We start from the raw sequence: 26,171 nt of genomic DNA on the forward strand, positions 1-26,171 counted from the left end.
AATTGTAATGAAAAAACTATATATATTATTTATCGCGGCTTTGGCCACATTTGGAGTGCAAGCACAAGTAGATCGGTCCATAATGCCGAAACCTGGTCCTGCCCCAGAAATAAATTTAGCAGAACCAGAAAGCTTTGAACTGAGTAACGGCCTTAAAGTGATGGTTGTTGAAAACCATAAGTTACCAAGGGTATCCATACAACTCACCATTGACAACCCACCTATCCTAGAAGGAGATAAGGCAGGGGTATCTAGCTTAACAGGCAGTCTTCTCGGTCTGGGTTCAAAGAACATTAGCAAGGACGACTTCAATGAAGAAATAGATTTTTTAGGGGCGCGTTTAAGTTTTGGTTCCCAAAGTGCCTTTGCCAGTTCGTTATCCAAGTATTTCCCTAGAATGATGGAGCTTATGGCAGATGCTGCCATAAATCCCAACTTTACGCAAGAGGAATTTGAAAAGGAAAAAGCAAAATTGATTACCGGACTAAAAGCCGAGGAAAAGGATGTTTCCGCGATTGCAGGAAGGGTTCAAAGGGCATTAGCCTATGGCAAAGACCATCCTTACGGGGAATTTACTACGGAAGAGACCGTTAACAATGTAAAGTTGACCGATGTGCTTCAGTTTTATCGGAAGTACTTTGTGCCTGCAAATGCCTACCTCGTAGTTATTGGAGACGTAACCTTTGATCAGGTAAAGAAATTAACAGAGGAAAATTTTACCTCATGGACAAAGGCCGTACCACCATCCTTAAGCTTTTCGCAACCCAATGATGCACAGTACACGCAAATAAATTTTGTAGACATGCCCAACGCGGTACAATCCGAAATAGCGGTTCAAAATTTGGTAGAGCTGAAAATGAAAGATGATGATTATTTACCTGCATTGGTCGCTAACCAAATTCTTGGAGGAGGAGGAGAAGGACGCCTGTTTCTAAACTTAAGAGAGGATAAAGGCTATACGTATGGTTCTTACTCGGCAATAGGCAATGATAAGTATGAAGTTTCTAGGTTTCGTGCCACAGCTAGTGTAAGGAACGTGGTTACCGATAGTTCCGTAGTGGAAATCCTCAAAGAAATCGACCAAATAGTTAATGAGCCCGTTACGGAAAAGGAATTGGCCAATACAAAGGCCAAGTACACCGGAAGGTTTGTTTTGGCCTTGGAACAGCCCCAAACCATTGCCAACTACGCACTGAATATTGAAAAGGAAGGACTACCAAAGGATTTTTACAAGACTTATTTGGAACGTATAGACGACATAAGCATTGAAGACGTTCAAAATGCGGCAAAAAAATACTTTAGTACCAGTAACGCCAGGGTAGTTGTAGCCGGAAAAGGAAGTGAAGTTTTGGAGAACCTAGAAAAAGTCAGTGTAAACGGAAAAAAAATACCTGTTCTTTATTACGATAAAACAGGGAAGAAAACTGCAAAACCAGATTACAATGCTGAAATGCCAGAAGGATTAACAGCTACAGCCATCATTGAAAAATATGTTGATGCCATAGGGGGGAAATCAAAATTGGAGAGTGTTGAATCCTATGCAATGAGCGCAACTGCCGAAATGCAGGGTATGAAACTGGAAATGGAAATGAAAAAAACTTCCAAAGACCAGTTTATGCAAGACGTAAAAATGATGGGTAATTCCGTAAGCAAGCAAGTTTTGGATGGCGATAAAGGATACGCTGTTGGTCAAGGACAACGCAAAGATTTGTCTCCCGAAGAAATTGAAAAAGTTAAAGCGGAATCAGCAACGTTCCCGGAGCTCAATTATTTGGCGGTAGGGGGCATAGCTTTAGACGGTATGGAAACCGTAGGTGACAAAAAAGCTTACAAAATAAAAGTTACAGACACTAAAACTGTTTATTACGACGCAGAAACCGGTTTAAAGTTACAAGAAGTTACCATAGCCGAAATGCAAGGTCAGCAAGTAAAGCAGACTTTAATGTTCGATGACTATAAGGAAGTATCAGGCATTCTGTTTCCTTATAAAATTACGCAGAGCATGGGACCACAGAACATAGAATTCATAGTAACCGAGATAAAGGTGAACGACGGCGTGTCCCCAGCGGATTTCGAATAGAACAAACATTTACTCGATAATCGAGATTTATATGCTCGGGCGCTTGCGTTGAAATTAAATGTGATTTTCCTTTGAATGCCTCGCGGGCTTGCCCCGAGGTAGTGTACAGAACCAAAAAAAAACCCGCTCAAATGAGCGGGTTTTTTTATAAACATGAGTAATAAACACTATCCAATCTTTCTAACTTCTGCCTCTCCGATCACTATTCCCTTATCCACATTGGCATCTCCGGTATAATTTATCGTTGTTTCTCCGTAACAAGTTACCTTTAACCTATCGGAAACGTTTACACGAAAATTACTCTCGCCATAAGCAGTTATTTTTGTCTCGCTATTTCCCATTTCAAGTGCATTTACCTCACTCTCGCCATACGCCCTGAACACTTGTCTCTTTACCTCTCCTTCTGCTATCTCCAAGTAACTTTCTCCGTAGATGGCAACGGTTAATTCCTCTAAATTAAGATGGTCAAAATAAACCTTCGACTCCCCATAAATGGATAACTTTAAATCTTCTTGCTCCATAACGCCCTTTACCTTAACAACTTCCTCTCCTCGAATAGACAAGTTCTTTAAGGTCTTGTACGTAATCTTCGCAGTTGCCATAGTACCATTATAAATAGATTTTTTTCCTTTCCATTTGTCGGTTGAAACACGTTCGGATTTGGTCACTGTTTTAGCCCCGTCCAGATATACCCGGAGCGTATTTCCTTCTACCTTGATATTAATCTTATCCAAAGCAACCTTAGCATTTTCAATACGAACGGATTCCTCTGAACCCTGTACCAATTCTACCTCTATATGGGGACTTATAATAACTTTTTCAAAGGCGTCTACTTTTACCGTTTTGGTTTGAGCAAAAGCTCCTAAGGCTAAGCAAAAAAGTGCTATAAATATTACATTTGATTTTTTCATGACTGTTCGTTTTCTTAAGATGATTTATTTTTGTTTTTGATTGGACTTCCCCTTAAAGACTGCATGAAACTTATTTTGTTACACCTTATTTAAAATTATGCGGTTTTCATTCGTTTTTTATTTACCAAATACACTCCGACCAAGATAAATAATGAAGCTCCCAGTTGCTTAATACTGAAAGTTGCACCATCTACCAGCCTCCAACAAGCCAACGAAAAGTGTAAATAAACGAAAAGTGTAAATAGAGGTACTAAAGAATTTAGTACCGCGGTAACACCACTATCTATTTCGGTTTCCGCAAATGCAAAAAGAAACAATCAGTAACATAAATAAAGGAATTGCTCCCCAAAAAACAAAATCTTGTATATCTTTCTTTGAATACTGTAGGGGTTATCTTATCTTCTCCGAAGCTTTGCTCTTAAGCTTTTAAAAAACCAAACAACCATTAGTAACCTAGAACCTAACTCATGAAATCCAAAAAGTCCTTTAATTGGCTAAAAGCCAACAATCACCCTGAGCAAAAACCTTGTAGACTAATAAAACTTGTCTGCGAATTTTAGGCTCAACAATTTTCTATTCATAAGGCTACAAAACGAAAAAATCCCGCGGAGTACGCAGGATTTAAGATTTTTCTTCGGCTTATAGCCTTATTGTGAAAAGCTTTCAGATTATAAATATAAGTAAAAACAAAATATGAGCAACTTAACTTTAGGAATTGACCTTGGCACTAACTCTATTGGATGGGCAATAAGGGACATTACCGCTAGTGACAACCAAATAATTAAAAAAGGCGTATTAATTTTTGACAAAGGAGTTGGCGAAGAAAAAGGTATCGAGTTTCCTAAAGTAAAAAAACGTACAGAAAGTAGGGGAAAACGTAGAAACTACCAAGCAGAAAAATATAGAAAATGGGAGCTGTTAGCTTTTTTAATAAAACAAGGCATGTGCCCCTTGACTTTAGACGAATTAAATGATTGGAGAAAATATACGAAAAGAAAGGGACGTCAATATCCACAAACCGAAGCATTTATAAATTGGTTACGTTTTGATTTTAATAGTGACGGAAAACCCGACTTTCATTTGTTTGGTAGTGATAAGCACGAAAGTTATTATGTATTTAGAGCAAAAGCAATTAGCGAAACTGATACTGACAAAGGTGTTTTTATTGACAACCCCGAAATATTAGGACGTGTTTTTTATCAACTTGTTCAAAGACGTGGTTTTAAAGGCAGGGATGAAGAAGAAGCAAAAACAATGCTCAAAGGTTCTAAAGATGGCACCACCAAAGGTAGAGATGCTATTGCCGAATATATAGTTCAACACAAAAGTTTAGGAGCAGCTTTATATTATTATCAAAAAGAAAAATCTAAAGATTCAGAAAAAATTAGAATTCGTCAACGATACAACCTTCGAAAAGACTATGAAAATGAGCTGAAATTAATTTGTAAAGTTCAAAACCTTAGCGAAGAATTCTACTCAAAACTACACAAAGCAATTATTTGGCAACGACCCTTACGTACTCAAAAGGGTTTGGTAGGACTTTGCACTTATGAGAAAAATAAAAGAAGAGCACCTGTAAGTCATCCGTTGTATGAAGAATATCGCACTTGGGTTTTTATCAATAATCTAAAAATACAAGCACCTGACGGATGGGAACAGGGTAGGTATTTAAATGAAATAATTTATCCAATATTCTATAAATCAGGTAACGATTTTAGCTTAAACACCATCTTGAAACAGCTAAATAAGGACGGTGCGATCATTAATTCTGGTTATTCCAATCGAGACAAAACAAAAGTGCTTTCTGCAAAATTGCTTAAAAATTTTAAAGACTTTTTTGGTGAAGAGTGGAAAGGTAATCTTGGTTGGGACCATGCTTTTCTAAGACAAGAACAACCAAAAAAGAAAGCAACTGCCACCTATAGTTTTGAAGATATTTGGCATGTACTAGCAACCTTTGATAGTGGAGAAAAGTTAAAAGAATTTGCATTGGAAAAATTAAAGCTCAATGAACAAAAAGCCATTAAATTTTCTAAAATCAAACTGCAACAAGGCTACGCCACATTAAGTCTTTCTGCCATAAAAAAAATTCTTCCCTACCTTAAAAAAGGGTTCATCTATTCAAAAGCCGTGTATATGGCGAATATTCAAAAGGTTTTGGGAACACACCAAGTGTCCGCTGCATTTATAGACCATTTTGCAAGTGAAATTGATGTTATATACGAAGAAGTCGCTACTAAAAGAAAACTCAATAATGTTCTAAATGGATTATTCAAATATGAATTAATATCGAATGGGGATTATCATTTGAATAAAAATGGAGATTTAGATGCATCTGACCATGCCCTAATACAACACAAAGTAATTGAAGAACTTGGTGAAAAAACTTGGAAAGAAACAAATATAGAGGAACAGAAAAGTTACTTAGATTACATAGCTAATGAGTATAAGTCTTTTTTACAGAAACCTTTTCAAGCTAAAAAAGGCGCATTTATTGAGCAGCCTCGTATTCATCAACATATTTTTAATTACATACAAGAGCATTATCAAGTTGCCAATGAGAATATAAAGTATTTATGGCATCCATCTGAACAAGAGAAATATCCCAATGCATCAAATCATGAGAAGGTAACACTAAAAAATAAAACGGTCTATGTCAATGAAAATGAAATGGAAGCCTTTTTAAAAAAGAATCCGAATGCTGAGATTGAAGGAATTTCAATCAAATTGTTAGAAAGTCCGGAACCCATTAGTAAGGGGTTTAAAAATCCTATGGCTTTAAAAACCCTGCATAAACTCAAACATTTATTGAATTATTTGTTACAGACCAACCAAATTGATACGCACACCAGAATAGTGGTTGAAATAGCTAGGGAATTAAATAACGCAAATTATCGCGTAGCTCTTGAAAGGTGGCAAAAACAAAGAGAAAGAGAGAATAATAACTTTAAAAAAATTATTGAAGAAATAAATAATGAATCCGGCACTTCTTATAACCCTGAAGACAAACACTTAATAAGAAAAATTCGCCTATGGGAGGAGCAAGGCAAAAAGTGCCTGTATACTGGGGAGACTATAAATAAAAGCGACTTACTCAATGGTGAACATTTTGATATTGAGCACACTATTCCAGCAAGTATCAGTTTTGATAATGAGTTAAAAAATCTAACACTCGCGAATAAAGATTATAACGCTAATATAAAAGGAAAAAGATATCCTACACAATTAAATAATTACAATGCAGATGGTCTATTTAACGGCAGACCAATACAACCCATCATTAAAAATATTGAAGCCATTTTTGGTAAACGAACGGTTGAAAAGAAAACCATAAAAAAGCGTGGTAAAAAAGAAGATATCAGAGTAGTTAAGTGGAGTAAAATTACAGATTTAGAAAAGCAAATTGATGAATACGTTAAAAGAACAAGCTATGCCAGTACTAAAGAAATAAAGGATTCTTATATTCAAAAGCGTCATCAATTAAAATTTGACTTAGATTATTTAAAACAAAAACTAAACACCTTTACCATTGAAGAGTATAAATCGAAGTGGCGTAATAGCCAGTTGAGAGATACACAAATAATGACCAAGTATGCTGTTCCCTACCTTAAAACAGTGTTCAATAGAGTTGAGGTTCAAAAAGGAAATGTTGTAAATATCTTCAAAGAAGTATATCGTGTAAAGGTGTCAAGCGATAAAAAAGACCGCTCTAAACATAGTCATCACGCCATAGATGGTGCTATTCTTACCTTGATACCTAAACCAATATATCGTGACGAAATCATAAAAAAATATCAATTAGAAAAAGATAACCGTACAGGTAAAACCTATCATGAACAACCGCAAAATTGGGAAGACTTTACCCCAAGCTTTATCATAAATATTGAAAAAGAAACCTTTATCAATAACTTAAAAGACTACCGAACACTCACTCCAACTTTTAAAAAGGTTAGAAAACGTGGGAAAATAGATTATGATAAAAAGGGTAATGTTAAGTGGGCAAAAGGCGATACCATAAGAGGGCAATTACACGGTGAATCTCTTTATGGAGGAATAAAACAACCCAAGCGGGATGATTTGGGTAAAATCATTTTCGATGAGAATAAAAAAATGCTACTTGAAAACGAGGTAAGACTTGTTATAAGAAAACCACTTTTGTACGCCAAAGATGCCGCTAGTCCAGGTTTTAAAAAGCTAGAAGACATAGAAAAAGTTATCGTAGACCAGGCACTTTTTCAAAGAATAAAAGGTCAGGTTTCGCAGGCTGAAAGTTTTAAAGATGCCTTAGAAAAAGGCATCTATATGCTTAATAAAAAAGGAGGCAGAGTAAATAGAATAAGGCACATTAGATGTTTTGAGAGGTTAAAGCACGCAACGGCAGTTCAGCCTCATAAACATACTTTTGTTTCAAGTAAAGAATACAAACAAACAACCTATGCCCAAAATGGTGAGAATGTTTACTGCTTGTATTATAAAGGAATTGTAAAAGGGAATGAAGAACGAGCTATCAGCATTATAGGAATTTTTGACCTGGCTAAACTTGACATACAAAGTGAGAAAGATTTTTTTGAAATCCCACACTTTAATTCAGTCATTAGGAAAAAAGTACAGTTGCCCTTATATACGATATTAAAAGCTGGACAAAAAGCAATTTTTTATAAGGAAAGTTTAGATGAACTTATCGAGTTAACAAAAGAGGAATTATCTCAAAGAATTTATAAAATGTATCAGTTTGAAGCGGACTCAAATAAAATAAAATTCAAACATCACTTAGTTTCTGGTTCAAATACTGACATAGTTAAATCTTTACCGAAAGGATATAAGGAAGCTGCATTATTTGGCAAATATGAAAATCAACCTCTAATGAGATTGACATCTGGAAACTGGAATTTTGCAATTGAAGGCAAAGATTTTGAAATGCAATTAGATGGCACTATAACTTGGAAATTTTGAGTTATGATAAAACGCACCCTCTTTTTCGGCAACCCGGCCTATCTGAGTACCCGCAACGAACAGTTGGTGGTCAACTTTCCAGAGGAAGCTAAAAAGGAAGCCACCATCCCCATTGAAGACTTGGGATATGTGGTCTTGGAAGACCCACAAATTACGATAACCAATGGGTTGTTAATGAAGTTGGTACAAAACAAAACAGCCGTTATCACCTGCAACCAACAACATTTGCCCATTTCGTTCTTACAGCCTTTGGTGGGCCATACCGAGCAGACCGAACGCATACGGTATCAATTGAATGCCAGCCAACCCCTCAAAAAACAATTGTGGCAACAAACGGTCATTGCCAAAATTGAGAACCAAGCCAACCATTTATTGGCCCGTTCAAAAAATGCCCTAAAATTGAAACGCTGGGCCAAGGCCGTAAAGACCGATGACCATGAAAATCATGAGGCTTTGGCAGCTGCCTATTATTTTCAAAACCTGTTCGACGAGGTGGGGGGTTTTAGCCGCAACCAAAAGGGCGTACCTCCCAACAATTTGCTCAACTATGGTTATGCCATTTTACGAGCGGTAACCGCCAGAGCCTTGGTCAGCAGTGGCATGCTACCTTCGGTTGGTATCTTCCATCGTAATAAATACAATGCCTTTTGCCTTGCAGATGATATCATGGAGCCTTACCGACCCTTTGTGGATGCCATGGTCTATGAAATTGTAGAAACGGGCGCCCAAATTGCAGAACTGAACACCAATATAAAGAGTGAACTGTTATGCATACCCGCAATGGACGTGACCATTGACGGCAAGCAAAGCCCGTTAATGAATGCTATGAGCCGTACCACCAATAGCTTGTACGAATGTTTTTTGGGCAGTAGCCGGAAAGTTTTGTATCCAGAATTTCAGACAATTGGGCCTCCCTCCTAATAAGGAAGGATTGAGAGAGGTGTAAAATTGGATTCTTGCCAAGGCAGGAATGATAAAGATCATAAAATGAATCAAAACCGTTTAAGCCGTTTAAACCAATACCGTAGTATGTGGGTACTTGTATTTTTTTTTTTACCGACCGAAACTTTAACAGAGCGAAAGTATGCCGCCAGGTTTCGTAAAGATTTATTGAATGATGGCTTTGCCATGTTCCAATTTAGCATATACCTACGTTTTTGCCCAAGCAGAGAAAATGCCACAGTACATATAAAACGAACAAAAAATGCACTCCCTAAAAAAGGCAAGGTGGGCATTATGCAAATTACCGACAAACAATTTGGTATGATGGAATTGTTTCACGGTCAAAAAGAAGTGGAACCAGAACCCCCAAGCCAGCAGTTGGAGCTTTTTTAGAAAACTGATTTTCTGGTCGAGCACAGTCGAGACCTCATCATGGCGGCTCATTTTTAAATTTCCATCCAATCCCATAAAAACAGGATATCAGATAGTTACATCAAGTATCCTGTAAATCATCCTTACCCTTCAACTTTGCTCAGGACAAGAATTAAAGAACTGGAAATCGAGTTTACGGGTTTCAGCGAATAGCATTAAAAATAAAATTCACATGAGCTAAACAACTCTTTTGGAGCATTACTTCTTTTTTTAGCATCACAAAAACAAAAAAAGCGTTTAGTTAAAACCGTCAAATAAAGCTTAATTTCACTACTTCTACAACTAACCATAAAAAACAGGATACCAGCCAATTACAACAAGTATCCTGTGAATCATCCTTAAAATTAAAGAACTGAAAGCAATTCACAACTACATTAGTTGGTAAACATATTATTTTATTCCTGTGAATCATCCTTAAAATTAAAGAACTGAAAGCAATTCACAACTATTTGTCCAGTTACCCAACCCGTTTCTAACCTGTGAATCATCCTTAAAATTAAAGAACTGAAAGCAATTCACAACTTTCTTTCTACAACAATGATAATACAATAGCCTGTGAATCATCCTTAAAATTAAAGAACTGAAAGCAATTCACAACTTACTGTTTTCTACATAATCACAATGTTTCCCTGTGAATCATCCTTAAAATTAAAGAACTGAAAGCAATTCACAACCAACGTGCCTTTGCTTTTCTTGCAGGCTCCCTGTGAATCATCCTTAAAATTAAAGAACTGAAAGCAATTCACAACTATAATCATTCCTTCCCTGTCACAGTTCAACCTGTGAATCATCCTTAAAATTAAAGAACTGAAAGCAATTCACAACTTACAAACACCTCCTACACGACCGAAAAAACCTGTGAATCATCCTTAAAATTAAAGAACTGAAAGCAATTCACAACTACTAACGATTTTAATATTTAAATAAAATCCTGTGAATCATCCTTAAAATTAAAGAACTGAAAGCAATTCACAACTAAGTCGGTTCAACTTTCTTACAATATCCGCCTGTGAATCATCCTTAAAATTAAAGAACTGAAAGCAATTCACAACTAAAGGCATAAGCACAAACACTAAAACTTCCTGTGAATCATCCTTAAAATTAAAGAACTGAAAGCAATTCACAACCGGCCTTGAGTTCATCAATACTATTTTTAACCTGTGAATCATCCTTAAAATTAAAGAACTGAAAGCAATTCGTAACTACGTTAGTTATATACAAGGCTACATTAAGCCTGTGAATCATCCTTAAAATTAAAGAACTGAAAGCAATTCACAACGGTGACCCCGTCCATGCGGTTAGGCTTACCCTGTGAATCATCCTTAAAATTAAAGAACTGAAAGCAATTCACAACTAAAGGCATAAGTACAAACACTAAAACTTTCCTGTGAATCATCCTTAAAATTAAAGAACTGAAAGCAATTCACAACGGTGTTCCAGTCTAAAAATACGTTCATATTCCTGTGAATCATCCTTAAAATTAAAGAACTGAAAGCAATTCACAACCTTGTATCTGAATGAAGGATAGTTTTACTACCTGTGAATCATCCTTAAAATTAAAGAACTGAAAGCAATTCACAACTCACGGAAACGACACGTTCACGAAAACGTCCTGTGAATCATCCTTAAAATTAAAGAACTGAAAGCAATTCACAACTTAACTCAAATAAACGCATATGAAAATTTTCCTGTGAATCATCCTTAAAATTAAAGAACTGAAAGCAATTCACAACCTATGTTAGCCCCCATATTCATGTGTTCCTCCTGTGAATCATCCTTAAAATTAAAGAACTGAAAGCAATTCACAACTAAACCATTACAACAACAAAATCCCTACATCCTGTGAATCATCCTTAAAATTAAAGAACTGAAAGCAATTCACAACCCTATTCCTGTAAAACTGTTATTCCTAACGCCTGTGAATCATCCTTAAAATTAAAGAACTGAAAGCAATTCACAACTATTAAACCTTTAAATTACTTCAACTACTTCCTGTGAATCATCCTTAAAATTAAAGAACTGAAAGCAATTCACAACCCCTAGGCCGTAAAGTATCGACACTACAACCTGTGAATCATCCTTAAAATTAAAGAACTGAAAGCAATTCACAACCAGGCCCAGCAACATAATTGTCTATACCAACCTGTGAATCATCCTTAAAATTAAAGAACTGAAAGCAATTCACAACTATAGGGGGTGCTGAAGATTTTACATATAACCTGTGAATCATCCTTAAAATTAAAGAACTGAAAGCAATTCACAACAATAGTAGTGGTATACAAACTGGAGCAAACCTGTGAATCATCCTTAAAATTAAAGAACTGAAAGCAATTCACAACCGAAAACCATTCTAACGTTTCTTTCCTCGACCTGTGAATCATCCTTAAAATTAAAGAACTGAAAGCAATTCACAACCACAGAACATGATTACCAAGTTCAGGTCTGCCTGTGAATCATCCTTAAAATTAAAGAACTGAAAGCAATTCACAACTAAAAAATGGACGAAAAATATTTTGTGATTCCTGTGAATCATCCTTAAAATTAAAGAACTGAAAGCAATTCACAACTACTTTTTTTATGTTTCAACACTTGATTTTCCTGTGAATCATCCTTAAAATTAAAGAACTGAAAGCAATTCACAACCCGCAGAGGTTGGGTTTACCCGTATATCCTCCTGTGAATCATCCTTAAAATTAAAGAACTGAAAGCAATTCACAACTTAGCATTACGTACAACGTGCTTTGTATAACCTGTGAATCATCCTTAAAATTAAAGAACTGAAAGCAATTCACAACTAATCACGGGCGGTACTGTGGTGGATAATTCCTGTGAATCATCCTTAAAATTAAAGAACTGAAAGCAATTCACAACTAACGCCTTAGCTTCTTTGGTCGTCTATGTCCTGTGAATCATCCTTAAAATTAAAGAACTGAAAGCAATTCACAACTAGTTACTAGTTTTATATTAGGTAGCAATTCCTGTGAATCATCCTTAAAATTAAAGAACTGAAAGCAATTCACAACCTTCGGATAGTTCAAATCTTGCTTTCTTACCTGTGAATCATCCTTAAAATTAAAGAACTGAAAGCAATTCACAACAAGGAGGCTACAGGGGAGGTAAGGGATTTTCCTGTGAATCATCCTTAAAATTAAAGAACTGAAAGCAATTCACAACTACGGACAATATTATACCTGACAACGTAATCCTGTGAATCATCCTTAAAATTAAAGAACTGAAAGCAATTCACAACACCATAGGAACGCAGTCGTTAGAGCCTCCCCTGTGAATCATCCTTAAAATTAAAGAACTGAAAGCAATTCACAACTAGTGAGCTATAACCTTAAGCATTTTTCGTCCTGTGAATCATCCTTAAAATTAAAGAACTGAAAGCAATTCACAACTACTCTGGACAATGATAGGTTTAGTTGTATCCTGTGAATCATCCTTAAAATTAAAGAACTGAAAGCAATTCACAACTAGCCCTTCTTTAACCGTGTTCGACTCGCCCTGTGAATCATCCTTAAAATTAAAGAACTGAAAGCAATTCACAACCAGTTCATGCAATCCGACAAAGCTTATAACCTGTGAATCATCCTTAAAATTAAAGAACTGAAAGCAATTCACAACTCTAACACGAACACCTGCTTTAAACCCCCTCCTGTGAATCATCCTTAAAATTAAAGAACTGAAAGCAATTCACAACTACAACGGTACTTTAAGAGTTGGTAATTTCCTGTGAATCATCCTTAAAATTAAAGAACTGAAAGCAATTCACAACCAATAACTCCTTTGTTGTTCGTAGCGTAGCCTGTGAATCATCCTTAAAATTAAAGAACTGAAAGCAATTCACAACTTATTTTATTGGAAGTAATACCAGCGTTGCCCTGTGAATCATCCTTAAAATTAAAGAACTGAAAGCAATTCACAACCCACTATGACCCACAGTTATACCGTTTCCCCTGTGAATCATCCTTAAAATTAAAGAACTGAAAGCAATTCACAACTCTAATAGATAACTAATATGATGAATATTTCCTGTGAATCATCCTTAAAATTAAAGAACTGAAAGCAATTCACAACTAGTCATCGTATTTTGTGTTTAGTATTTTACCTGTGAATCATCCTTAAAATTAAAGAACTGAAAGCAATTCACAACTACAGGGCGGTAAGAATGTAGGCGAAGCGTCCTGTGAATCATCCTTAAAATTAAAGAACTGAAAGCAATTCACAACCGTAACAGGAGATATAAACAGCCCTTACATCCTGTGAATCATCCTTAAAATTAAAGAACTGACCGAGCGAAGCGACCGATGAATTCCTATAAAAAACAATAAACAAGTCCAAGAATAAAGCAATCTAGTGAGCTCAGTAAAATATTGCTACAAGCGTTGTAAATTACTTTGCTTACCTAGGCTTTTTATTTACCAAATACACTCCGACCAAGATTAATAATGAAGCTCCCAGTTGCTTTATACTGAAAGTTTCACCATCTACTATTCCCCAAAAAATTCCTACAATAGGGATAAGGTAGGTAACCGAGACGGAAAATATGGGAGAAGAAATCTGAATTAACCTATTGAAGATAACCTTGGCAATACAGGTACTTATAACACATAGAATTACGATGTAGCCCAACGAACTCCAGAAAAAGCTCCCATCTAGAACTTCATTATCCAGTGCTCCAGAAAAAGGCAGTAGCACAAAACCGGGAATAAGGATACAGACAAAATTTCCGACAGCAATTCCCATGGGACTGACCTCCTGTAATTTGCTCTTTATAATATTAGCATTGCAAGCATAACAAATAGTGGCTATGAGCACGAAACCTGTATACCAATAATTTTGGTCCGGATTTATACTACTCCCGAACAACACAAGCAAACTAGCCCCCAGTAAACCGATTAAAACCCCAATGAACTGATTTCTGCTAAAGGATATCCCAAATGCGAAAAGCCCAACGAACAAAGTAAATAATGGCACTAAAGAATTCAAAACTGCGGTTACACTACTATCTATTTCGGTTTCAGCAAATGCAAAGAGAAACATAGGGAAAAAGCTACCTATAAAACCGGATAGCGCTAACCATTTCCAGTCCTTCTTTCGAATAGTTTTTAAAGAACCATATCCTATAATCAATAAAAGACATCCAGAAATAATAATCCGTAAGGCACCTAATTGAAGTGGAGTAAAACCCACCAGACCCTTTTTAATGAGTATATAGGAAGTTCCCCAAATAAGGGACAATACTATAAGATAAAGCCACTTTCGGTTTCTAATTTTCAAGTCTCGCAATTTTACTGCAAAAATGAGGTTTTTTAGTGAGTAAAAAAGAAAGCTTTTTTATTAACCGACTTCTTAGGACGTTTTCAATATTTGGTATCTTTACAACCTTGTAGGGAAGCAGTCTTAATATCCTGACCTGAAAAAAGATTAATTGTTCTAAAAGGATTTCTATACTATGAAGCTATTCTTATCTCTTCTTTTACTTGTCATCATGTCCAATTCAATATTAAGACAAGACGTAGTAGAGAAAAACACGAGCATTGAGCACAATCAAAGGACCAGCACTGCCATAGTAGGTATTGATGGTATGGCCTGCCAGGAAGGATGCGCGGATAAAATAGGCCTGAATTTACAAAACACCCCTGGGGTCATTGCTGCAGAGGTTAGTTATGAGAAAAAAGAGGCCCTTGTTAAGTTTAACCCTGAAGTGGTATCTATCGCGGAATTAGAAAGTGTTATTACCAGTACCAAGGTTAAAACGTATGTTTACTCTATAAATTCCATCACCATAAAAGAATAAATAAGATGAAAAAATATCTCCTAATACTCGCCTGTGTGCCTTTTCTTCTATCTTGTAACGAGGAAAAAAAGAATGAAAAAGAGGAGTCTACACAGATGGAACATGTGATGGCCATTCACGATGAAGTAATGCCAAAAATGGGAAAACTTGGAAGTTTAGTAGGCAAATTAAAGCCCATGGCAGATTCTCTCGGTGCCGAATCGCCAGAAGCAAAAACAATGCGCGAATTACAAAGAGCCAATGAATCCATGATGGATTGGATGAAAGGTTTTGGAGACCGATTTGATTCTGAAGAAATCTTAGAGGGTAAAGCGCTTACTCCAGAAAAACAAAAATGGCTTAACGAGGAGGAAGAAAAAGTAAAAGCAGTTAAAGAACAAATCAATACTAGTATTGAAAAGGCGGAGAAACTGCTGGCCGACTAGACTCTAAAGCATTTAAAACGGCAAATTGTTTAAATCTACATTTCCGCCAGATATAATGATGCCTATTTTTTTCTCTGAATACTGTTTGGGATTTTCGGACACTTCTCGTTTCAAAGCAGCTACGGTAACCGCACTAGACGGTTCAATGATGATTTTCATGCGCTCCCATACCAATCGCATAGCCAGAACTATCTCCTCTTCCGTAACCCTGACTATCTTCTTAACGTGCTCCTTTATTATAGGGAAATTATTGTCCCCCAAGGTAGTTTTGAGTCCATCAGCAATGGTATTTACGCTATTATTACCCTCAATTTTTCCACTTTTAAGCGAGCGGTAAGCATCATCGGCCTCAAAAGGTTCGCCTCCTAATACGGCACAATTCGTGCCAAAATGCTTCGCCGCAATAGCGGAACCGGCTATGAGTCCACCGCCACCCACCGGACAAAAAATAGCATTGATATCCGGAATTTGCTTTAAGAGTTCTAATGCGGCCGTCCCTTGACCGATTATGACGTTTTTATCATTTGATGGGTGTAAAAAAGAGGCTCCGGTATCTTTGCCAATCTTATCGGCCATGGCCTGTCTAGCTTCTAGCGTAGGAGCGCATTCGTAAATAATACCATCATATTCTTTAACTCCTATTTTCTTTACCTCAGGAGCAGAGGACGGCATTACAATATGGGCTTTGATATCTAAACTTTTGGCTGCCAATGAAACCGCTTGTGCAAAATTTCCTGAGGAGTGGGTAACCACTCCATTTTTTCTTTGCGCGTGGGTCAACTGCAAAATGGCATTCGTGGCACCTCTTATTTTATACGCTCCGGCCCTTTGAAAATTTTCACATTTAAAATAAACCGATGTTCCTATTTCTTTATCAATCAATCTTGAAGTTAGGACAGGGGTATGATGTATGTACGGTATTATTCTTTCATGACAATCCAATACATCTTGCTTTTGCATGATTGAAGAATTTATTCTTTCCATCGTAATGTTTCCATGATTCGACGGATATCGTTTTGTAGATATGCCGCCGCAGGCAAAATAGAATCGTAGTTCGGTTTTGTATAAAAATACACAGAACCGGTTAAAAAGTGTTCTACACTATCCGTGACAAAGAATTGAGACTGTGATGCGGCATTTCCCTGTACTTCAAACAATGCACCGTAAACACCGGCTTCCGGATTCACATAAGGCTGCTCCACAATGTTATCTGCCTTAACAGCGTGTTCATAGCTTAAACGTTTGGCATCTATGATGAGCTTGTCTATATTGTTCGTCACTTTTTTATAACTGATGAAGATTGCACCCTTCATATCAGGATACGTTAAGGTAAAGGCCTGGTCCTTATTCGCCTCTGCTTTTGACAACTGGTTGTACTGAAAGCTAAAATTTTCGGTTTCTAAAGTAGCTGGTTGTCCTTGAGGATATTCTAACCGTATTTCTGCCTTAGGCTTTGGAATAGGCTCATTCTTGCAAGCACCTATGACACACATTATGGTGATTATAGCAATGACATATCTACGCTTCATGTGGCAAAATAACTTTAATTTGCTTTAACCTCTTTTTATCCAGACTTTCTACAACAAACTTGTAATTCTCAAAGACTACTTGTTCTCCCCTTTTAGGAAAACTCCCTGCTATTTCTAACACAAAACCCGCAATGGTTTCAGATTCTCCCTTATTCTCCTCGAATGGTGTTTCGTCTTCCAGTTTTACAACCCTATAAAAATCCTTTAAAGCTGTTTTTCCTTCGAAGACGTAGTTAAAGTCGTCTAGCTTGGAAAAGATTAAATCCTCATCATCGAACTCATCGCTTATATCACCAACTATTTCTTCGATGATATCCTCTAGGGTAACGATTCCAGAGGTTCCACCATACTCATCTACCACTACGGCCAAATGGTTTTTCTTCTCTTGAAATTCGGATAGCAAATCATCCAACTTTTTATTCTCAGGAACAAAATAAGGCTCACGAATAAGGCTGGTCCAATTAAAGGATTTACGGTCTAAATAAGGAAGTAAATCTTTAACATAAAGTACTCCCAAGACATTATCTATATTATCCGAAAAAACTGGTATTCTGGAATATCCGTTCTTTTTAATCTCTTCCAAGACCTCCGGAAATTTCATTTGGTCGTTCAATGAAAAAATATCTATTCGAGGGCGCATTACCTGCTTGGTATCCGTATTCCCGAAGGAAACAATTCCCTGTAATATTTTTTGCTCTTCCTTGGTGGTATCTCCATCCGAGGTAAGTTCCAACGCTTGGGATAGATGATCAACGCTTAAACTAGATTTTTCCTTTCCAAGTTTATTATACAGAAATATGGTTCCTGCTCGCATTGGAAGGCTAAAAGGCGAGAATAAAAAATCTAAGGTTTTTAACGGGTAAGCCATAAAGTGGGAAAAGTCCATCCTGTTTCTGTTGGCGTAGATTTTGGGTAAAATCTCTCCAAACATTAAAATAAGAAAAGTGGCCGCTACCACCTCTAACAAAAAACGTAAGGAAACCACCCCAAAAAGCGAATAGTTAATATTTGAAAAAAGAGTGTCCCCAATAACATTGAATAATAACACCACGCCTATATTGATTGCATTATTGGCGATTAATATCGTTGCCAAAAGCTTTTTAGGACGCTCTAGAAGTTTGATCAGGATATTCCCTTTTGCCGTTTTTTGTTCTTGAATTTCGTTTACCTCCGTGGGAGAAAGCCCAAAAAGGGCAACTTCTGCTCCAGAAATCATGGCAGAACAGAGCAACAATAGTACAAGCACTCCAATATTAAGTGCAAAGGCACCGTCCATCACCATAAAATTTAAACTATAAAGTAAAGGGTCAGGGTCCAAAAGGTTACTGTTTACAAATATTTAAAAAGGTAGATCGTCTTCCTGTTCGGGTTGACTTACCGGTGCAGGTGAGCTCTGCTGCGCGCTAGGGTTAGCCTGCTGAGCTGTTGGTTGAGCCACAGGTTGAGAGGCTTGCCCTGCGTTATTGGCCATACTTTCCTTTTTGGTAGATAGGAAGGTAAATTCTTGCACGTGAACTTCAGTGGTATACCTTGTATTACCGTCCTCTCCTTGCCACTGTCTATTTTTTAATCTTCCTTCCACATATACCTTGTCTCCCTTGCTCAAATATTTCTCACATATTTCAGCCGCTTTGTTCCTCACCACAATATTATGCCAGTCCGTATTCGTAACACGTTCTCCGGTCTGCTTGCTTGTATAGGTCTCATTCGTGGCTATCGGGAACCTTCCAATGCTGCCCCCACCTTCAAAATAATGCATCTTTACTTCATCTCCCAGATGCCCTATCAGCATCACTTTATTCAATGTACCGCTCATAATTTTTGTCTAATAATCAAAAGTACTAAAATTTAAATGTTTTCATGAAATCCGCTATTAAAACAGGTACTGGAAATTTCTTTATTTCTGTAATAGAAATACCTTCTTCGCTACTTAGGTTTCCTTCTAATATCCAAAACTTAGTGTTCAGATGTTGATGAGATAATTTATGAACTATACTTTTGGTATTAAACAAAGTAATATTCACTTTTTCATTGAAATCCAATACTTGCCGGTATTCCTTTTCTATTTGTTCCAAATTTAATTCAGATTCAGATTCCAGCAGGGGAAACTCCCACAAATGCTGCCAAATCCCCTTTCCCTGTCGTTGTCTCAATATGGTTTGTGTATTCCCCTTTTTATGGTTCAGGATGGGAACCAAATAATTGAAATAACGATTTCTGACCTTTGTCTTTTTTAACTTTATGGGTAACAAATCTACTTTTCCTTCTTTTAAAGCCACGCAACCATTATTTAACGGGCAGTGCAGGCAATACGGTTTTTTTGGTGCGCATTGTATTGCTCCAAATTCCATAATACCTTGGTTATAGTCCCGAACGTTACTTTCATGAAGCAACTCCTGCGCTAAGGATTTAAAATGTTTTACACCGTCCGTACTATTAATAGGTATATCAATACCAAAGTATCTGGCCAATACCCTATACACGTTGCCATCTACAACGGCTTGACGTTCGTTAAAACATATAGAGGCAATTGCACTTGCGGTATAATCACCAACACCCTTTAATCTCAATAGTTCTTTATAGGTGCTTGGGAATTTGCCTCCATAATCGGCTACCACCATTTTAGCCGTTGCATGAAGGTTCCTGGCCCTGGAATAATAGCCCAGTCCTTGCCAAAGTTTCAGTATTTGCGCTTCGGAGGCCTTGGCCATATCCTCTACGTTAGGAAAGGCTTCAATAAACTTCAAGTAATAGGGCGTACCCTGAGCCACCCTAGTTTGCTGAAGTATAATTTCGGAAAGCCATATATTATAAGGATTGATAGTACCTCGCCAAGGTAAATTGCGCTTATTATGCTGGTACCAATCGAGGATTTTATCGGAAAATGACATTCACTTTAATACTAAGCGTTAAAAGTAGCAGTTTATATACTTAAAATTAGCCCTTTAGAAAGAAAGATTGAATTTAATTTATATATTTGCAACCCGAAAAAACATACAGAAAATCTAATATTGTAAGATGACGAAAGCGGAAATTGTATCTAAAATCTCAGATAAGCTGGGAATTGAAAAAGGAGATGTACAGGCAACGGTAGAATCCTTTATGGAAGAAGTGAAAACTTCATTGGAAGGTGGAGATAATGTTTACCTTAGAGGTTTTGGTAGTTTTATTATAAAAACTAGAGCAGAAAAGACTGGAAGGAATATTTCTAAGAACACGACCATAAAAATACCTGCCCACAACATACCCGCCTTTAAACCAGCTAAGGTTTTTGTAGAAGGAGTAAAAAGCAACGTACAAGTAAAATAATAATCTAAAAGAAGAACTTTATGCCGAGTGGTAAAAAAAGAAAGAGACATAAGGTAGCTACACATAAGCGCAAAAAGCGTAGAAGAGCTAACCGACACAAGAAAAAGTAGTTTTTTAAACTACTTTTTCATTTTAATACGTTCCTTGACATAGGGATTCCAAAGACGAATCTCGGCAGGTTCAAACGAATCTGTTTCTAACATTGTTTAATCTATTTATCCGCTTTTTTGAAGCAGGATAAATACAAATATATTCAGGTGAATAGAGAATTAATCGTAAGATCTAGTTCCAATTCTGTTGATTTTGCTTTGCTTAAAGATGGGAAACTCACTGAACTACATAAAGAAGAAGACAATAATAACTTTTCCGTAGGCGATATTTTTCTCGCTAAAATTCGGAAGCCGGTCACTGGGTTAAACGCTGCATTCGTCAATGTAGGGTATGAAAAAGATGCGTTTTTGCATTACCATGATCTGGGACCACAGCTTTCTTCAATGCTAAAGTTCACTAAACAAGTGAGTACAGGTAAATTAAGGGATTACTCCCTAAAAGATTTTCCATTTGATAAGGATATTGACAAACATGGCGTAATAACAGATGTTATTAAAGCCAATCAATCTCTTTTAGTGCAAATTGTTAAAGAACCCATATCCACCAAAGGACCAAGAATAAGTTCAGAACTTTCTATAGCTGGACGCTATTTAGTAATGGTTCCTTTTTCCGACCGCGTTTCCGTATCTCAAAAAATTGGAAGCTCAAAAGAAAAAGATAGGTTAAAGAGACTTGTGAAAAGTATAAAACCAAAAGGATTTGGAGTAATCATAAGAACAGTTGCAGAAGGCAAAAAAGTAGCAGAACTAGATAAAGATCTAGAAAACTTGTTGGACAAATGGTCCACAATGTGTAAAAAATTATATCGCGCTCAAACACCTTCAAAGGTATTGGTAGAACTTAACAGAGCATCCTCTATATTAAGAGATGTTTTCAACGACAGTTTTACCGGTATACATGTTGATGACACCACGCTGTTTGATGAAATTAAGGATTACGTTACGGAAATCGCTCCTAACAAAGAATCGATAGTCAAACATTATAAAGCCAATGTTCCCATTTTTGAAAAATTCGGAATAGAAAGGCAGATTAAAACCTCTTTTGGACGAACGGCTACAATGAGCAAAGGTGCCTATTTGATTATAGAACATACCGAAGCACTTCATGTAGTTGACGTAAATAGCGGCAACCGTTCCAATAAGGCAAAGAACCAAGAAGACACTGCCCTAGAGGTAAACTTGTTGGCCGCCTCCGAAATAGCTAGACAATTGCGTCTTAGGGATATGGGAGGTATCATTGTAGTGGATTTCATTGATATGGTCAAAGCGCAGCACAGGAAAAAACTTTTTGAACATCTTAGAGATGAAATGAAAGATGACCGTGCTAAACACAAGATTCTACCGCCAAGTAAGTTTGGGCTTATCCAAATAACAAGGCAACGTGTAAGACCCGAAATGAATATTAAGACTACTGAGGAAAACCCTAATAATAGTGGGCAGGAAGTAGAAGCTCCTATAGTCTTAATAGATAAAATAAACGTGGATCTTGAACGTCTATTGAAAGGACCTGCTAAGGATAACAGCATAACACTAAATATACATCCTTTCATTGCAGCCTATCTTACAAAAGGTTTCCTATCTATACGCTTTAAGTGGTTCTTAGAGCATAAGAGATGGATTAGAATACAACCTAGGGATGCATATACGTATCTTGAATACCGTTTTAAGAATAAGGACGGTAAAACCATATATTAGTGAAACTCTTTTTTCAAAGCGAAGAGCGATGAAAAAGGAAGTTGAACTAACCCTAATTTTTTCTTAGGGTCTGTTAAAGAATAAACAGATTTAAAATTTAAGCGACCTCAGCAACGGGGTCGCTTTTTTGTTTGTCTAAAGCCGTAAAAGGTTTTCTTATTTTTGACCTATGTTACAAAACAAAGCATATTCCCTCACGGAGGCCACTAAAAAACTGGAAAGCTATTGCGCTTATCAAGACCGGTGCCATAAGGAAGTAATTAGCAAATTAAAGCAGATGGGGATGATTCCCGTGGCCATTGACCAGATTGTTACTCAACTTATACAGGAGAACTATTTGAACGAAGAACGCTTTGCGAAAAGTTTTGCCAGAGGTAAGTTCAATATAAAAAAATGGGGCAAAAAACGTATCGTGACAGAACTGAAACAACGTGATATTTCCAAGTATAATATTAATACGGCTTTGAAGGAGATTACTGAGGTAGATTACATAAAAACCCTGGATGCTCTTGCGAGAAAAAGACTCCTACAACTGAACGAGTCAAACAAGCTTAAAAAAAGAAAAAAACTTGCTGACTATTTACTTTACCGTGGCTGGGAAAGTCATTTGGTCTATGAAAAAATGAAGGAGCTTATTCCTTAATTCCAATATTGGCATTAGTGTTGACTATTGCTTTTTTATTCTTTCGCTCAATCCATCGTTGGCCTTGTAATTTTCGCATCAATACATCAAAATGGCGCATAACGAAGATATTGTAGGCCGCGTGGGCAAAATTTTTAGGATTTCGGGCCAACCCGCGTAAACTCATTGAAAAGCCCGGTGTTTTGTATTTCATATAATGCCAAAATCCTTCAGGCATATACAATACCTCACCGTGCTTTAAGGTAGTTTTGTAGCCGCTTGCCTTCTCCAAAGCAGGCCATTTTTTGAAATCTGGATTAGAAAAATCGATACTTTCGTGCGTGATTATAGCATGCGGTACCTTATAAAGGTATTTATTCTGCGATTGCGGAAACAGAATACACTCCTTTTCCCCCTCAAAATGAAAATGAAAAATATTGGCCAGATCAATATCATAATGCATAAACGTGTGTGAATCCTTTCCTCCGAAAAATAACATAGGAACGCCTTTTAGTAGCCTGATCCCGAAATCGGGATAACTAAAGTCCTTCTGCAAAGCCGGTACTTCCTTTAAAATATTCCAAAGAAAAATTCTGTACTTGGTAGGTTCACACTTCAAAAGATCTACATACTCGGACATCAACATCTCTGCATGGGGCTCGTTAAAACCATCTTTGTGATGTACGGGACGGTCATCATACAAGGGAACTATTTTATCCCCAGCCATCTCTTTCATGTAATCTAAAGACCATTTTTTGTGCGCGGCCCAATTGCCATCAAACTCCTCAATCACCAAAGGTTTTTGTGGTTTTAAATAGTTCTTTACAAAGTCTTTCTTTGTGATAGATTGTACCCTATTTATTTCAACTAACTTCAATGGACTTTTGGGTTTTTAGAACCTCAAATTTAGGCAAGCTCTTGAAAAGAATATCTTAAAAGTTCAATAATAAAAAGGTTAGTCCGTCAATTTGGCTTTTAGTTTTGCCTCCTCATTACGCTCAATTTTATGACCCGGTCTTGTCCATTTTGGTTTCTCTCCTAACGGTTTAAACTCAGAGTCCGATGCTTCGACTGTTTTTGGTTGGGAAACTTTAGTAAACGGTTTCTGAGGGTTTAAGCCTAAAAGCTTGAACATCTCCATATCCTCGTTAACATCCGGATTGGGTGTTGTCAATAATTTATCTCCTGCAAAAATGGAATTGGCTCCTGCAAAGAAACACATGGCCTGCCCTTCTCTACTCATTTCTGTTCTACCGGCAGATAAACGCACTTGTGTTTCTGGTAAAACAATACGCGTTGTGGCTACCATACGAATCATGTCCCATATAGCAACGGGTGCTATGTCTTCCATGGGCGTTCCTTCCACAGGCACCAAAGCGTTAATAGGCGTAGACTCTGGCTGCGGACTTAAAGAAGCCAGTGCAACAAGCATCCCGGCTCTGTCCTCCAACTGTTCTCCCATGCCTATAATACCACCGCTACATACCGTAACGTTGGTCTTCCTAACATTATCTATGGTATCTAAACGATCTTCAAAAGCTCTTGTAGAAATCACATCCTTATAATAATCCTCTGAGGTATCCAGATTATGGTTATACGCATAGAGTCCGGCCTCTGCCAGTCGTTTCGCCTGATTTTCCGTAATCATCCCTAATGTGCAGCAAACTTCCATATCCAATTTATTGATGGTGCGCACCATCTCCAAAACCTGATCAAACTCCGGACCATCCTTTACATTACGCCATGCTGCTCCCATACAAACACGCGAACTTCCTGAAGCTTTAGCCCTAAGTGCCTGCGCCTTTACATGCGGAACCGTCATTAAATCATTCCCTTCAATATCTGTATGATAACGCGCTGCTTGCGGGCAATAGCCACAATCCTCAGGGCAACCTCCGGTTTTTATAGAAAGTAGTGTGGAAACTTGGACCGTGTTGGGGTCGTGGTTTTTTCTATGAACCGTAGCTGCTTCATAAAGCAACTCCATTAACGGTTTATTATAAATATCAAGAATTTCTTCTTTCGTCCAATTATTTCTCACTTTGCTCATAAAATCTTAGGTTGTTTGCAGATTTCAAAAATAGCGGAATTCAAGTAGAAATAATAATAGTAACGTTTAAATAGTTCATGAAAAAAAGTAAGTTAACCATATGTATATTTAGCAAAAGAACATTAGTTTTTAGGGTCGCCCTAGAAATACACTAACCGCATTACCTCCAAAGCCTACGGCATTGACCAATACGTTTTGGATAGTTTTAGGAACGTTATCGTAAGTGACATACGGTACTTTTATAACCTGTTGATTTTGCAACATGAGAATTGCCATTTCTATACTTAGCATTCCCGAAGCTCCAAAGGTGTGCCCTACTTTCCACTTATTTGTAGTTAAAAAAGGCTGTTTGTTACAAAAAACTTTTTTTATGGCATGGTATTCACTTAAATCTCCCTTGATAGTGCCAGGTGCGTGCATGACAATAGCATCAACCTCATCCGGTGAAATTTCACCTAAGGCCATTTTCATAGATCGCTGAAAGCAGACGGCATCGGTGGATATGGACACATTATGCTCCAAGGGTTCCGTAGCATAGCCAACTCCTTTGATAATAGCTAAAGTGTTTTTTGAAGTACCCCTTTGCAAACACGCCATGGATGCGGCTTCGCCCAAGACCATGGTATTTTTTCTTTTGGTTAAGTCTAGGGCTTTACAAGGATACGACTTTTCGACTCCGCTCGAAGCCCCAGCAGAAGACGTATAAATTTTCAATGCTTTTAGTTGTGCTATGGTGAATGGGGTCAGGGGTGCCTCACTACCTCCTACCAAAAACTTATCCGCCATACCTCCTTGAATCCATGCAACGCCGTTCAATAAGGAGTGTAATGCCGTAGAGCATGTAATGGAGTGCGATACATCCGGGCCCTTAGTCTGTAAATCATGACCGACCCATGATGAAATATTTCCTAAGGTTGTTGTAGGTGAAGTTAGCGTCGCTGTTCTGCCATTTTGCAGGTACTCCTCATGGAATTTTTCAAAAAGCGCTGTAGCCCCTCGCGACGAACCAATGTTTATTCCAAAATTGTTCTCCCCTGACCATCCCGCAGTCTTAATCGCTTTTCTAGAGGCGTAAATGGCGTAAAGTACACTGTTATCCAAATTCTGGTATTTGGAATCTGAATTTCTTAACTCTGTAATTTTCTCCAAAACATCGTCAGGCAAAGGAGCTACCCACGTGCTCTCTTTGTCATATTTTCGATGCGTAAAACAATGATTTCGTTGCTGATACTTTTCAAAAGCACCTTCTAATGATTCTCCCAAAGGAGATATAGAAGCAACTGCTGTTATGGATATTTCTTCTTTCAAAA

Annotated in this window: 19 protein-coding genes and 1 CRISPR repeat array; of the genes, 9 read left to right on the forward strand and 10 right to left on the reverse strand. The window is 37.3% G+C overall.

Annotated features, from left to right (window positions below):
* Positions 1–7: 7 nt before the first annotated feature.
* A complete protein-coding gene (locus BFP77_RS02170; protein ID WP_099572438.1) occupies positions 8–2,080 on the forward strand; it encodes a M16 family metallopeptidase in 2,073 nt (690 codons plus the stop codon).
* A 167-nt stretch (positions 2,081–2,247) separates the two neighbouring features.
* On the opposite strand, the gene BFP77_RS02175 is transcribed toward BFP77_RS02170, so the two are convergent.
* Positions 2,248–2,991: a head GIN domain-containing protein gene (locus tag BFP77_RS02175; RefSeq protein WP_099572439.1), complete on the reverse strand. Its 744-nt coding sequence runs from the start codon at positions 2,989–2,991 to the stop codon at positions 2,248–2,250.
* 693 nt (positions 2,992–3,684) lie between these two features.
* Here BFP77_RS02175 and cas9 point away from each other — a divergent pair.
* The 3 genes from cas9 to cas2 all read left to right on the forward strand — a co-directional run bounded on the left by cas9 (position 3,685) and on the right by cas2 (position 9,279).
* Positions 3,685–7,944: a type II CRISPR RNA-guided endonuclease Cas9 gene (gene cas9, locus BFP77_RS02185; protein ID WP_099572440.1), complete on the forward strand. Its 4,260-nt coding sequence runs from the start codon at positions 3,685–3,687 to the stop codon at positions 7,942–7,944.
* A gap of 3 nt (positions 7,945–7,947) precedes the next feature.
* Positions 7,948–8,865 carry a type II CRISPR-associated endonuclease Cas1 gene (gene cas1 / locus BFP77_RS02190; protein ID WP_099572441.1) on the forward strand — a complete coding sequence of 306 codons (918 nt, stop codon included), beginning with the start codon at positions 7,948–7,950 and terminating at the stop codon, positions 8,863–8,865.
* Positions 8,866–8,931: 66 nt separating this feature from the next.
* Entirely contained in the window at positions 8,932–9,279 is a 348-nt protein-coding gene (gene cas2 / locus BFP77_RS02195) for a CRISPR-associated endonuclease Cas2 (RefSeq protein ID WP_099572442.1), read from the forward strand.
* Positions 9,280–9,642: 363 nt separating this feature from the next.
* Positions 9,643–13,550: a CRISPR direct-repeat array (repeat unit 46 nt; unit sequence CCTGTGAATCATCCTTAAAATTAAAGAACTGAAAGCAATTCACAAC).
* Positions 13,551–13,722: 172 nt separating this feature from the next.
* Here the strand turns inward: cas2 and BFP77_RS02200 are convergent.
* A complete protein-coding gene (locus BFP77_RS02200; protein ID WP_099572443.1) occupies positions 13,723–14,601 on the reverse strand; it encodes a DMT family transporter in 879 nt (292 codons plus the stop codon).
* Positions 14,602–14,812: 211 nt separating this feature from the next.
* Here BFP77_RS02200 and BFP77_RS02205 point away from each other — a divergent pair, with 211 nt between their 5' ends.
* Positions 14,813–15,121, forward strand: coding sequence for a heavy-metal-associated domain-containing protein (locus BFP77_RS02205; protein ID WP_099572444.1), 309 nt, complete (start codon positions 14,813–14,815; stop codon positions 15,119–15,121).
* Positions 15,122–15,126: 5 nt separating this feature from the next.
* Positions 15,127–15,546, forward strand: a complete 420-nt coding sequence (locus BFP77_RS02210) for a hypothetical protein (RefSeq protein WP_099572445.1) — start codon at positions 15,127–15,129, stop codon at positions 15,544–15,546.
* 12 nt (positions 15,547–15,558) lie between these two features.
* On the opposite strand, the gene BFP77_RS02215 is transcribed toward BFP77_RS02210, so the two are convergent.
* Genes BFP77_RS02215 through mutY form a run of 5 tightly spaced genes read right to left on the reverse strand, consistent with a single transcriptional unit; the run spans position 15,559 to position 19,966 of the window.
* On the reverse strand, positions 15,559–16,506 hold the full coding sequence (locus BFP77_RS02215) for a pyridoxal-phosphate dependent enzyme (protein ID WP_099572469.1): 948 nt from the start codon (positions 16,504–16,506) through the stop codon (positions 15,559–15,561).
* Positions 16,507–16,517: 11 nt separating this feature from the next.
* The gene (gldD, locus tag BFP77_RS02220; protein WP_099572446.1) at positions 16,518–17,075 is read right to left on the reverse strand and encodes a gliding motility lipoprotein GldD; all 558 of its coding nucleotides are present in this window, start codon (positions 17,073–17,075) and stop codon (positions 16,518–16,520) included.
* Entirely contained in the window at positions 17,065–18,357 is a 1,293-nt protein-coding gene (locus tag BFP77_RS02225) for a gliding motility-associated protein GldE (protein WP_099572447.1), read from the reverse strand. Before BFP77_RS02225 ends, gldD begins: the two co-directional genes overlap by 11 nt.
* A 57-nt stretch (positions 18,358–18,414) precedes the next feature.
* Positions 18,415–18,891 (reverse strand): single-stranded DNA-binding protein, encoded by a 477-nt coding sequence (locus BFP77_RS02230; RefSeq protein ID WP_099572448.1) that lies wholly within the window; start codon positions 18,889–18,891, stop codon positions 18,415–18,417.
* Positions 18,892–18,916: 25 nt separating this feature from the next.
* Entirely contained in the window at positions 18,917–19,966 is a 1,050-nt protein-coding gene (gene mutY / locus BFP77_RS02235; RefSeq protein ID WP_099572449.1) for an A/G-specific adenine glycosylase, read from the reverse strand.
* A gap of 127 nt (positions 19,967–20,093) precedes the next feature.
* Here mutY and BFP77_RS02240 point away from each other — a divergent pair, with 127 nt between their 5' ends.
* The 3 genes from BFP77_RS02240 to BFP77_RS02250 all read left to right on the forward strand — a co-directional run bounded on the left by BFP77_RS02240 (position 20,094) and on the right by BFP77_RS02250 (position 22,832).
* The gene (locus BFP77_RS02240) at positions 20,094–20,384 is read left to right on the forward strand and encodes an HU family DNA-binding protein (protein ID WP_099572450.1); all 291 of its coding nucleotides are present in this window, start codon (positions 20,094–20,096) and stop codon (positions 20,382–20,384) included.
* Positions 20,385–20,641: 257 nt separating this feature from the next.
* A complete protein-coding gene (locus BFP77_RS02245) occupies positions 20,642–22,189 on the forward strand; it encodes an Rne/Rng family ribonuclease (RefSeq protein ID WP_099572470.1) in 1,548 nt (515 codons plus the stop codon).
* A gap of 169 nt (positions 22,190–22,358) precedes the next feature.
* On the forward strand, positions 22,359–22,832 hold the full coding sequence (locus BFP77_RS02250; RefSeq protein WP_099572451.1) for a regulatory protein RecX: 474 nt from the start codon (positions 22,359–22,361) through the stop codon (positions 22,830–22,832).
* Here the strand turns inward: BFP77_RS02250 and BFP77_RS02255 are convergent.
* The 3 genes from BFP77_RS02255 to BFP77_RS02265 all read right to left on the reverse strand — a co-directional run bounded on the left by BFP77_RS02255 (position 22,822) and on the right by BFP77_RS02265 (position 26,169).
* Entirely contained in the window at positions 22,822–23,688 is an 867-nt protein-coding gene (locus tag BFP77_RS02255) for a cupin-like domain-containing protein (RefSeq protein ID WP_099572452.1), read from the reverse strand. The genes BFP77_RS02250 and BFP77_RS02255 overlap by 11 nt on opposite strands.
* A 78-nt stretch (positions 23,689–23,766) precedes the next feature.
* The gene (gene bioB, locus BFP77_RS02260; protein ID WP_099572453.1) at positions 23,767–24,861 is read right to left on the reverse strand and encodes a biotin synthase BioB; all 1,095 of its coding nucleotides are present in this window, start codon (positions 24,859–24,861) and stop codon (positions 23,767–23,769) included.
* A gap of 129 nt (positions 24,862–24,990) precedes the next feature.
* On the reverse strand, positions 24,991–26,169 hold the full coding sequence (locus BFP77_RS02265; RefSeq protein ID WP_099572454.1) for a beta-ketoacyl synthase N-terminal-like domain-containing protein: 1,179 nt from the start codon (positions 26,167–26,169) through the stop codon (positions 24,991–24,993).
* Between the last annotated feature and the right edge of the window lie 2 nt (positions 26,170–26,171).

It is taken from the genome of Maribacter sp. 4U21, from assembly GCF_002742365.1.
GTDB lineage: Bacteria > Bacteroidota > Bacteroidia > Flavobacteriales > Flavobacteriaceae > Maribacter.